Below are 10282 nucleotides of genomic sequence, written 5' to 3' on the forward strand. Positions count from 1 at the left end.
CGAAGTCTTACTTGCCCGCCTGAGCGGAGGTGGACGGCTTTGAATCGGATCCGGAGGATCCGTTAATCAGAAACTCACTGCCGGTGGCTTTCCCGAGCTGGTAGGAAGAGCTTGCTTCTTCCTTGCCACAGTTACGGAGAACGGTGTCTACCAGCAGCAGACCACCGAGGATGACACCCAGGGATCCTGCCGCCAAACCAATCATTTCAGGATTAGCGACTTGGAAGGCACCCTGTGCCCGAGCGGCGCGCTCCGCTCGATCGCGGTCGTAGATACCCAGGCCACGCTGAATGTAGTCGTTGGCCTCGCGGATTGCCTGGTTAATCTGCGCCGACACGCCCTCAAGACCCGGAATCTGAACCTGCGACAGAATTCCGACAGGAATCAGAAGAAGTAGCGGAGCGGAAAGGCCGACCAGGGAAGCGATACACGCCCCGTCGAGTTCGCTGGAACCATTGGTCTCGCTGCCGCGCTCGATCACAATCTCGATTTTCTCGTCGAGCTTGTACACGCCGTTGTCGATCGGGACAACCTGGATCTTGTCGCCTTTACCGCGCGGGTCCACCACGATCTTGTTGTCCCCAAGTTCGGTGAGGTCCGACGCCGGAACCAACGAGCAGGAGTTGTCACCCGTGCAGATGTTGATCTCAACGTTGTTGGAACCGCCCTTGAAATCAACCAGGTAGGTGCCGGGACGATTGGGATCGGGGTTCTTCACAATGCTCGGCTGAGGTGCCGGCGGGACGCCTTCGAGCGCATCTGGAACGGTGACCTCGACAACTCGCACCGGGTTGCCCTCTGGGTCGCGGATCTCGATAGTAGCGAAACCGCTCTTGCCGGGGTTGGCGGAAATTTCGAGCTTGCCCTTGGCCGTCTCCTTAACGGTGACGAGGTCGTTGCCGCGGATAACCTTGTAGGTCTCCTTGGGGCCGTATTCAATCTGATCCTTGATGTCCGTGTACAGGATTGTACGGATTTCCTCGAATTTGAGCGGCTCCGGCTGCTCGACAATCTCGAGGGTGTAGCGCCTCACCACAACGTCCCCGCGAGTCTCCACAACCGTCACAGTCTTACCTGCGGCGTCGGGCCCGGTGGGCTTGAGCTCCCACGTGTTGTCGTCTTGCTTAAGCTCCACCCACTGTTCGCCGTCCACAATCTGGATCGGGTTGTTGTTCAGGCGGGTGATGGTGAACTTACCGTCGGTGGTGATCTTGTAGGTGGAAGAAGTCGCGGTGTTATCCCCGCCCTTACCCGGAACAACCGTGTAGGTGTAACGCTCGATAACCGTGCCGTTCTCGTCCTTGATCACGACGGTCGCGGTACCGGTTGCACCCTTCTTCGGGGTGATGTTGAGGGTGTCGTTGTTTCGGACCACCTGCAGCACATCGTCACCCTGCACCTCAAAGGTGAAGTTCGACGAGTTCAGGGAAATGGAGGACTCGGACTTCGGGGTGAGGGTGAAGCTCTCCTCGCGAGGCTCCCCCGGGGTGATGTTGAAGACGAAGCGCTGGTCCGGCAGATCGCGGGAGTTCAGCACCTCGACTACGACCCGACCGTTAGCCCCATCGACGAACTTGAGCTGGCCGTTCTGCGGGTCGCTAGCAAGCAGCTCTTCGCCCTCTGTGACGCGAATCTTGCCACTTACGGTGACGCTGAAGGAAGACTTCACGTTCTTCACATCTTCTTTAACTGCACCCTCAGTGACCTTGATCGTGTACTCGATCAGCTCGACATTGTTGAAGAACTCGCTGATCTTGATTGTGCCGTTGGTGCCAGGAACCGGGCGGACGATCCAGTCACCCTTCTCATCCACGGTGTAGGTGAAGAGGTCCTCACCCTCCTTGATCTCAAAGCGATTGCCAGCAGTGCCGCGCCTCAAGGTGATGGTGTTGCGGTCCAGCACCTCGCGGGTGGCCTTGATGGTCTCGTAGTTGGACCCAATGGGACCCGCGACGATGGTGTAAGTGCCCACCAGGATGCGGCCATCCTGTGCGTTCTCGTCCGGCGCGTACACGTTGACCACTAGGGAGCCGTTTACCTTGTTGGTAACCTTCCAGCCGTTCGCGGTGTCTTCCCACGCCCATTCACCGGACTGGCTCACGATTTCCTTCGTGAAGCCCGCTCCACCGCGGATCTCTACCGAATCACGTTCGTTGATCTTGTGCGTTTCCACGTCAACGAGAACGTTGGTGCCCGGCTGAATCTTCAGCGTGTAGGTGAACACCTTGCCGGTGTTGTCCACGGCCTTGATCACCACGTCGCCGGTCTCGCCCTGCTTCGGAGTGATGACCCAGAAGTCGCCACGCTTCTCAATCTTTTCGATCTTGTCCTGGCCGGAAACGATCTGCGGCTCCTCCTCAACACCCGAAATATCCAGCTTGTAGGAGTTGAAGTTGCCGATGATGCGAGTTTGCGTCGCGCGGTCGGAACGCGTGTCGACCAGGAAGATGTAGTTGTTCTCGGAACCGGTCGCCTTGCCGTTGACCTTCTCAAAGACCTTTACCTCGAGCTTGCCCTGGGTAAGGCCCTCGTTCAGCTTCACCTTGTACTGGTTTGAAGAGCCAGCGATCTTTTCCAGGGTGCCCGGGCCGTTTACCTCGTAGTCCCAGCCGGCGGGGACGGTGATGGTCTGATCGAGGTTTCCGACACCTACGTTGAAGTAGTGGTTGTTCACCGTAACGTCGTTAACCGTGACCTTCTCGGTCTTCTCGTTCACCACGTTGATGACGTACTCGTTGCGGTTGCCTTCATTGTCAACAATGACAATTCGGACGTCGCCACGGCCCTCTCGCTGCGGGGTGATCTGGAGGATCTCTCGGTCGCCTTGAATAACCTTCTCAACCTTGACCAGGCCGTTGGAGTCATCGACGAACTCGATGCGCCAGTTGTTCAGGTGCGGGACCTCGATCGACTGAGACTTGTCGTTACCCGAGAATGCGAGAGCGTAACTGTAGTGACGGCGGTGGCGTTCCACCGTCTTTGTGCGCTCAACCACCTGGCGGTTAGTAGACGTCACAGTCGTCTCAACAACCTTGGTTTCCGGCGTGGCGGTAACCGTCTTGTACTCGGTCCGCGGTGCGGCGGTCGTTCGCACGTACTCTGTGACAGGTTCTGCGGTCTCGGTCACGTACGCAGTCCGAGTCGCGCCCTCGACGATCTCGGTCGGTTGCTCGGTGACCGTCTTGGTCACCACTACTGGCTGTTCTTCTTCGATCGTGATCGTGCGCTGCGGCTCGGTGACCGTGGTCGTCTCCGTCGTCCGCTGCCAAGAGGTCCGGTCGGTAACGGTAGTCACGTCCGGGCGCCTCGTCTCGGTGACCGTCACGTTCGGCTGCGTTTCGGTGACGGTTTTCTCCAAAACCGGTTGGACGCGTTGTGGCAAAGTAACCGTCGGGCGCGTAGTCACAGTCACGGTCTTATCTGCCGGACGTACGGTCGTCCCCACAGTTTCCGTCGGACGCACAGTCACGGTCTGAGTGACGGTCTTATCTGGCGCCTGAACAATCTTCGTAGTGGTGACCGGTGGCTGCTTAGCCGTCGTCGTGATAACTTCCCGGATCACCTTCGGGTCGTAGTTATCAAGACCCGGTTGCGCAACGATAATGATGCGCTGGTTTGTCTTCGCGGACATCATGTCCTGGTTGAGGTTATACGTCGTTGGCACGAGCACCGTGACGTACTCACCCGGGTTGACGTTCTTCTGCATCTGAGAGAAAGCGGCAGAGTTCTTCTTCAGGAAGTAGTCAGACTGGCCGATGACGTTGCGCTGCTGCGCCTGAATCTCGAAGCCGGTCCATTTCACGAAATCCTGGTAGCTCACTTTTGCTGGCTTACGGGCCCACCCGAAGCCGTAAGTTCCGGGCTTCACCTCGCCCTTCAAGTAGCCGCGAATCTGGTTCAGAATCTCTTGATTGTTGGAAACCAGGGCTTGGAGAACAAGGTTCTTTTTCTTGGCGTCTGCCATCCTGTTGGCGTTGTAGTCATCGATCATCAACTTCGTCACGTTGATGGCTGCCTGCTCAAGCTCCGGATCAATCTTCGGATTTCCTCCGGTGATCGGGTTGAAACCGTAGAGACCAGAGGCACCATCCAGACGGCGTACCTGGTAGCTGGTGTGCATCTGCGGCTCGTCGAGGGCCGCGTCGATGCACCAGCCCGGGCCATACGCGGTTTGAAGCTGTCCCCCGTCTTGACGCAGGGTGCGCGTTTTGTTGTAGCTAATCGCAGCCTGCGTCGCGTCGTCCGAGAGCTGGGAGTACTGGCTGGTGATGCGGACATCCGCGTCTGCGGCGGGTGCAACCACCGCGGCGCCACCAAAGGCCACTGCGGTGGAGACCACGGTGGCCATGATGCGCTTCTTCAAGTTCACGTTCTTCAACGGCTCAATCCTTTGTTCAAGAAGTCGGAGGAGATGTTCGAAGCAGCCTGGGGACCGCCTGAACACACGTCCCGAAACTGTTGAACAGTTATTCAACCGCACAAAGCGCTAAACGCATAGTTGAGATGTCGTCAATTTCGCTGAAAACGGCCTGCTATCTGCGAAAGGTGTCAAATAGATGTCCGTGACCTTGAAGTTTGTCCATTAAAATTCCAGAAAATACCAAGGTGATTTTCGCCACAAACGAACGGATTGTTGAACACCACTGGTGGCATTCACATAGGTTTAGCTCAGAAAACCCCCCGTGTGCGATCCGTCATAGCTCTGGATTGCCTTGGCGTGAGCGAAGCAAACGCTCGACACTCTAGCCCGCGAACGGAGCCAGCGCACAATCAGTCGAGCGGTTCCGGCAGCGGCCCGGCGGAGCGGTCGCCGCGGACGCGCTTGAGCACGTTCTCCGCAGAGATGAGGCACATCGGCACGCCGACTCCAGGGGTGGTGGTGGCGCCGGCGTAGTACAGGCCGTCCAGCTTCCGCGACGCGTTGGAGCCGCGCAGGAATGCAGAGCCGCGCAGGGTGTGCGCCGGCCCGATCGCGCCGCCCGACCACGCGTGGTAGCGGCCGGCGAAGTCGGCGGGGCCGAGCGTCTTGCGCACCAGTATGCGCTCGGAAAGATCGGGCACGCCGCACCAGCTGGCCACCTGCGCCACGGCGGCGTCGGCGATGCGCTGCACCTGCGGCGAGGCCTCACCGCCGTACATGTCGCCGTGTCCGATGTCCTCGGCAGCCGGCACCGGGACGAGGACGAAGAGGTTCTCGCAGCCCTCGGGGGCAACGGACGGGTCTGTGGCGCTCGGCTTGGACACGTAGATCGACTGCGAAGCACCGAGGGGGCGCGACGCCACGGGCCCGTCAAACACGGCGTCGAAGTCCGGTGCCCAGTCGCGGGAGAAGAGCAGGTTGTGGTGGGCAAGCTGCGGCAGCTTATCGCGCACGCCAAGCATCACCAGTACCGTGCCCAGGCCGGGGTCGCGCGGGGCGAACCACGTCTCGTCGTAGGTGCGCTTCGCCTTCGGCAGCAGGCGGGTCTCCGTGTGGTGTAAATCGGCGCAGGAGATGGTGATGTCGGATGGCACAGCGGAGCCGTCGATAAGCGAAACGCCCGTGGCCCTGCCCCCCTCAAACATGATGGCGCCCGCCTCGGCCCCGAACTCGAAGCGCACCCCCTGCTCCACCGCGAGCGCGTACAGCGCGTCCATCACTGCCTTGAACCCACCCTGCGGGTACTGCACGCCCTGCACAAGGTCGGTGTGGCTGAGCAGGTGATACAAACTCGGCGTGCGGTGCGGATGCGAGGAAAGAAACACCGCGGGATACGTGAGCATCTGGCGTAGGCACACGTCGGAAAAACGGCTGGCCACGAAGCTATCCAGCGGCAGGGTGAGGTAGCGCGCAAGCTTGCCCAGGTGCCTGCGAACGCCGAGCAGCGGCTTGACGGCGTTGAAGTTGGTGTAGAGGAAATTCTCGAGCGCGAGGTCGTACGCCTCCCGGGCGGTATCCAGGTAGGCGTGGAGCTGGGCGCCGGCGCCGGGCTCGATGGATTCGAACAGCGCGGCCGCCTCGTCGCGGCCCGAGGGTACGTCCACTGGAGTGTGCGCTTGCGGGAAGAGACGGTACGCCGGCGTGAGGGGGCGCAGGTCGAGGACGTCCTCGGTCCGTTTGCCGAACAGGGCGAAGAAGTGGTCGAAGGCATCGGGCATGAGGTACCAGCTGGGGCCGGTGTCGAAGCGGAAGCCGTCGATAAGCTCACTGCCCGCACGCCCCCCGTACGTGCCCAACCGCTCGAGCACCGTGACCTCGAAGCCCTCGCGCGCCAACAGCGCCGCGGTGGCCATCCCCGCCACCCCGGCGCCGATTACGGTCGCCTTCACGCGCGTCCTCCTCGCATTTGCTTCACGACAGCTCCCGCCACCAACCCCACCTTCTTCCCGTTCGGCACCCGCACGCGCACCGTGGTGAGATCCTCCGCGGGCGTGGCGTCGATGCGTTCCGTGAGCTCGCGAAACAGTGCCTCCGCGGCCGCAACGCCGGTGCGGGCGGACGTGGGGAGCAACTGGATCGCCTCGCGCGCTCGGTCCAAGTCTTCGCGGATGTCCGCCACCAGCTCGCGCTTCAGCGCCTCCGTGAGCGCCTCCGGCGTCGCGCCCGCGAGCTGCGGGAAGTACGCGCGGCCCAACTTCGCGGCGTCCTCGCCAAGATCGCGCAGGAAGTTCACCTTCTGAAACGCAGCACCCAACGCCCGGGCGCCCGCCTCCATCGTCTCCCGGTCCTGCGGCGTAGGCTCCTCGCCGCGCAAGAACACCGCGAGGCACAGCAGGCCGATGACCTCGGCGGAGCCGTACACGTACTCGTCGAAACTCGCCTTGTCGTGCGGCGCATCGCTCAGGTCCCGGCGCATCGAGCGGAAAAACGCCTCGATGTGGCGCTGCTCAAACCCGCAGCGGCGGTACGTTTGCGCATAGGCGTGCAGCACCGGGTCCGTATGCAGTCGGTGAAACGGGGCGTGCAGCACCTGTTCCTCATAGGCGGCGAGGTGCGCCTCGGGATCCTCGTGGGCATGAGACGCGGCGCCGTCGACAAGCTCATCCGCAATGCGCACCATCGCGTACAGATTGCGGATGTCCCGGCGCACCCCGGGGGCGAGCAAGCGGGCGGCGAAAGAGAAGCTGGTGCTGTACTCCTCAATCACCTGGGCCGCCGCCCTATCCGCCATCGCGTCGAAGCGGGCGAGCGCGCCCCGGCCGTGCTGCTGGGTCATGCTGGGGAGTATACGGTTACGGAATTTGCAAGTTTCGTAGACGGTGCTTCTAATAGTGAATAAAGCGTGTGCGCTGGCGATTTGGTGGTGCAACGCATGCTCTGTAATATCCTTATTCGTTCCAAGGGCCTATAGCTCAGTCGGTTAGAGCGCATCGCTGATAACGATGAGGTCGCAAGTTCGATTCTTGCTAGGCCCACAATGTTCTGGAACAATCCGGAACATCCGGGGCATTAGCTCAGTTGGTAGAGCACCTGCTTTGCAAGCAGGATGTCAGGAGTTCGATTCTCCTATGCTCCACAGGACTACAAAACCCTTCAGCTCACGGCTGGAGGGTTTTGTTTTGGGTGGGTCCTCTGGGGGTGACGGGCTGTTTGGTGGGCACACGTAGCCGTGTGCAAAGTCCCAAATTGCTAAATCGAAGTGTAAAACTGCTAATTGTTTCACACTTTAATTCGTAGTTTATCGCTAAGACTGTAAATAAGCAGGTAGATAAAGTGTGAAAGTGGATCTAGACTGCTCATCATGAGTTGGGATGCCGCACGGCTTGCGGAAATAATCAGAGAGCTCCGTGTATTCGGGGACGACACGACTCTTGTGGAATGTAAAACCGCGGCAGGAGGCCTTCCGGAAAACATCGGAGAGACGCTATGCGCATTCGCCAACATGCCACAGGCTGGCGCGATCATTCTTGGCGTTAGCGAGCGTAAAGGTTTTGCAGTCACCGGTGTTGACAATCCAGCGGAGATGCAGAAAGCGATCGCGTCAGTCAACCGTTCTTCAGTGAAACCAGCCCCGCAGCTCGAGTTTTTTCACCACATGATTGACGGAAAGCACGTCGTGGTCGTGGAAGTCACACCGTTGATTCCTACAGAGAAACCGGCAAGGTTCAAAAACAAGGCATACCTGCGTCAGGCTGACGGCGACTACCAGATGAACTCCAACGACCTAAAGATGATGGAACTCTCTGCGCTGACGGCTAGCCAGCAGACGCACTTCGACTTCCAGATTGTCCATGGGACTGACATCAGTGTGCTCGATGGCGAGGTGCTTAGGGCTTTTATCGAATCGGTGCGCCAGTCCAGAACCCGGCTATCCAGGATTGACGATGACTCACAGCTGCTCCAAATTGCCAACGTAACCGACAACCAAGGCAATCTCCGTTTCGGAGGTCTATATGGGCTCGGTTACCTGCCGCAGTCAGTTGAACCTGCTCTCGGTGCAACTGTGGCGGTGAGATTGGCTCGAGGTGACGGAAAGGGCCGCCATAAAAATCTCAAAGAGATCGAGGGACCACTGCCGGAGATGCTTGCGGAGATCATGTACTGGATCAGGCAAAACACGGACACAGTGAGCAGGTACACGGAGAGCGGCCATCTTGTCGACGAACCAGAATTTCCGCCGTCGGCTATCCGAGAGGTACTGGCGAATGCGCTGGTTCATCGGGATCTGGGGCCGTCCGTGGAAGTGGGCAAGAAAGTGGAGATCCGAATAACGGAGAAAATGCTTGTGGTGGTCAGCCCGGGTGGCTTGCGCGGATTATCCGCATCCCAACTGGAAGGTCCGGAGTTGACTAAAGCCCCTGTAAACAAGCGACTCTACGAGATTGCCCGGTATCTGAAGACACCGGATGGAGAGCGCGTCATCGAGGGTGAGGGCGGCGGAATTCAAGAGATTCTCACTGCTACGAGGGAGGCGCGATTACCCAAGCCGCACTTCATCGATAATGGCGTCACGTTCAAAGTGTTATTTCCCCGCGGTTCACGTTTCAATGAGAACGAGAATCAATGGCTCGAGGATCTACAACGACGACGAAATCGGCGCCTCATTCCGATTGAGGAAGACCTACTGGTAAACCTACATAACCAGGGCGGAGCTACGCTGCAGCGCATCGTGCAGACGTATACCCCGTTGGGTGAGAGGGCATGCAAGCGGATGCTCGATCAGCTCTCGGACAACGAGTTTCTGGATTACGAAGACGGCGTCTATTACGTCGTCGGAGAGAAGACCCGTTCTGACGGTAAGGCGAGTCTTAAGAGTGCGGACGAGCAGCTCTTGCGGTCCTTAGGAAAGAACGTTCCTAGAGTTTATGGAGCGATTGGCACGAACGGATCAATGACGATGAAGGAACTGCAGGATAGGACGAATTTGTCGCCTGCGCAGGTCCGTTACGCACTTGATCCGCTCCTCGCAGGGGGATACGTGGTCATGGTCGGAGGCCAGGGGAAGAAGGCCACGGTCTATAGCCGCGCTTAGAAGTCGGATTCTAAGCGCGGATGGAGCTTTGACACGGCACCTTGAAAGTCGCACTTTCATTCCCAGTTTGACACTTTGGTTCTCAGTTTGCTGAATAGTGGGAATCTGTGCGAAACGAGATTGCCGTTCTTGAGTCGTCCCGAATGGTTGGTCTTCGCCGAATTGCGGTCTTCGCTTCTGGTCTCATCTTCAACAAGAGCGTTGCTCTTGACCCTTCTGGGAAAGAACGCCTTGTGGATATAGCGCTTTACCGCCCGATTCGGCGATCGCCAAGAGATTAGTCACCGAGATGACCGAGTCGGCGGTTGTATGCCGAAGCGCCTGAGCGAGCGCGGAACTCGGCCGCGGCACTATGATGCGGACGCTCCTGAGGAAGTGGCTTTGCAGAGGTGGAGTTCGGCACGTCGAGTTCACCGGATTGAGGCGCTGGAATCGGCGTGCCGGAATCGGCGTATCAGACTCGGCGTCGATGTGAGGCCCACGCCCGCGGCGATTGCGGACTCGACCACTCCGCATTGCGGAGTAGTGGGTGGCTACCTACGACTCCGCAATGCGGAATAGGGCACGAATACAAGGAAGGCGGTCACCGGGGTTTTCGGTGGCCGCCTTGTTTGGGTTGTTGGGTTAGTTGTTTGCGAGGGCGAAGCCTGCCGCGCCGATGGCTGCGATGAGGGCGATGATGACGGGGATGATGATGGCTGCGATGTTGACTTCGCCGCCGTTTTCGACCTCGTTCTTCGCCTTCTCGATCTGCTTCGCTGCCTGGTCGACGACCTGGTTCGCGGTGTTGCCGGCCTGGGTGTTGGCCTGGTTGTTGGCCTGGTTGTTGG

General features: G+C 59.3%; 5 protein-coding genes and 2 tRNA genes. 3 read left to right on the forward strand and 4 right to left on the reverse strand.

Going from position 1 to position 10282, the window contains the following annotated elements:
• Window positions 1–7 precede the first annotated feature (7 nt).
• The 3 genes from HWX32_RS10810 to HWX32_RS10820 all read right to left on the reverse strand — a co-directional run bounded on the left by HWX32_RS10810 (window position 8) and on the right by HWX32_RS10820 (window position 7196).
• Entirely contained in the window at window positions 8–4378 is a 4371-nt protein-coding gene (locus HWX32_RS10810) for a hypothetical protein (RefSeq protein ID WP_175935849.1), read from the reverse strand.
• A gap of 392 nt (window positions 4379–4770) precedes the next feature.
• Window positions 4771–6309: a phytoene desaturase family protein gene (gene crtI / locus HWX32_RS10815; protein WP_303049154.1), complete on the reverse strand. Its 1539-nt coding sequence runs from the start codon at window positions 6307–6309 to the stop codon at window positions 4771–4773.
• The gene (locus HWX32_RS10820) at window positions 6306–7196 is read right to left on the reverse strand and encodes a phytoene/squalene synthase family protein (protein ID WP_254868407.1); all 891 of its coding nucleotides are present in this window, start codon (window positions 7194–7196) and stop codon (window positions 6306–6308) included. The genes crtI and HWX32_RS10820 overlap by 4 nt, the downstream gene beginning before the upstream one ends.
• A gap of 125 nt (window positions 7197–7321) precedes the next feature.
• Between HWX32_RS10820 and HWX32_RS10825 the strand changes: the two genes are divergently transcribed.
• The 3 genes from HWX32_RS10825 (at window position 7322) to HWX32_RS10835 (ending at window position 9452) form a co-directional block, all read left to right on the forward strand.
• Window positions 7322–7395: transfer RNA gene (locus tag HWX32_RS10825), tRNA-Ile, on the forward strand.
• Between the two features lie 28 nt (window positions 7396–7423).
• Window positions 7424–7496: transfer RNA gene (locus tag HWX32_RS10830), tRNA-Ala, on the forward strand.
• A gap of 225 nt (window positions 7497–7721) precedes the next feature.
• Window positions 7722–9452: an RNA-binding domain-containing protein gene (locus HWX32_RS10835; RefSeq protein ID WP_175935850.1), complete on the forward strand. Its 1731-nt coding sequence runs from the start codon at window positions 7722–7724 to the stop codon at window positions 9450–9452.
• Window positions 9453–10076: 624 nt separating this feature from the next.
• Here HWX32_RS10835 and HWX32_RS10840 read toward each other — a convergent pair.
• Window positions 10077–10282 (reverse strand): hypothetical protein (locus HWX32_RS10840; RefSeq protein WP_175935851.1); only part of this gene is annotated, 206 nt, incomplete at its 5' end.

This window comes from Corynebacterium sp. Marseille-P4321 (genome assembly GCF_903645305.1).
GTDB lineage: Bacteria > Actinomycetota > Actinomycetes > Mycobacteriales > Mycobacteriaceae > Corynebacterium.

What these genes read in the sequence shown, in the direction of transcription:
- HWX32_RS10820 (WP_254868407.1), bottom strand. Translation starts at nt 7,196, where the DNA reads ATGACCCAGCAGCACGGCCGGGGCGCGCTCGCCCGCTTCGACGCGATG.
- HWX32_RS10835 (WP_175935850.1), top strand. Translation starts at nt 7,722, where the DNA reads ATGAGTTGGGATGCCGCACGGCTTGCGGAAATAATCAGAGAGCTCCGT.